At 64.5% G+C, this 1,013-nt stretch carries 1 protein-coding gene; it reads left to right on the top strand.

What is annotated here, in order from left to right:
- On the top strand, positions 1-1,013 hold a 1,013-nt coding region (locus BZK31_RS28160; RefSeq protein WP_157900822.1), incomplete at both ends, for a condensation domain-containing protein.

Raw genomic sequence — 1,013 nt, 5'->3', positions numbered from 1 at the left:
CCTGATCCATTGCCGCCGCTGGCGATTCAGTACGCCGACTATGCCGTATGGCAGCGCCGCTGGCTCGCTGGCGAGCGTCTGCAGCATCAAGCCGCTTACTGGCGTCAGGTGCTGGAAGGCGCGCCGACGCTGCTGACGCTGCCGACCGACCGTCCGCGTCCGGCTCAGCAGGACTTTGCCGGTGCGAGTCTGGCCTTGCAGCTGGATGTAAAGCTGACCACAAGCCTGCGCACACTGGCTCAGCGGCAGGGTGTCACGCTGTACATGACACTGATGACCGCCTGGGCCGCTACACTTGCGCGGCTGTCCGGTCAGGACGACGTGGTGATTGGCAGCCCGGTGGCGGGTCGCGGTCGCAGCGAGCTGGAAAACCTGATCGGACTGTTCGTCAACACGCTGGCCATCCGTATCGACACCTCGGGCAGTCCGAACGGCGAAGCGCTGCTGGCTCAGGTCAAGGCCCGGGTGCTGGAAGCGCAGGATCATCAGGACCTGCCATTCGAGCAGGTGGTGGAAGTGGTACGCCCGACCCGCAGTCTGGCCCACGCGCCGCTGTTCCAGACCACCCTGAACTGGATGCCGGGTGCGCACCTTGCCGTGCCGCTGGACGGGCTGGTCGTGGCTCCCGTCGAGCAGGTCAGCCAGGTCTCCAAGTTCGACTTGTCGCTGAATCTCAGCGAGCATGACGAAACATTGATCGGCACGCTGGACTACGCCACTGCATTGTTCGACGCGGCAACCGTGCAACGCTATCTCGGTTACTTCGTGCAGACCCTTCAGACGCTGACGTCCAGTGCGCACGCACCACTTGACCGGATTGCGCTGGTGGGCGAACAGGAGCGGCATTACCTGTTGGAGACGCTCAACGCTACCGCGCTGGACGTTGCTGGCGAGCAAACGGTGCACGCGGCCATCGAAACCCTTGCCATCAGCGAACCAGAGCGTATGGCGGCACAGGTCGGCGAACGCAGCCTGAGCTACGGCGAACTCAACCACCGCGCCAACGCCCTGGC

It is taken from the genome of Pseudomonas floridensis (genome assembly GCF_002087235.1).
Taxonomy (GTDB): domain Bacteria; phylum Pseudomonadota; class Gammaproteobacteria; order Pseudomonadales; family Pseudomonadaceae; genus Aquipseudomonas; species Aquipseudomonas floridensis.
Note: the sequence above shows the minus strand (reverse complement) of the source record. Positions and strands in the feature narration are given on the sequence as shown.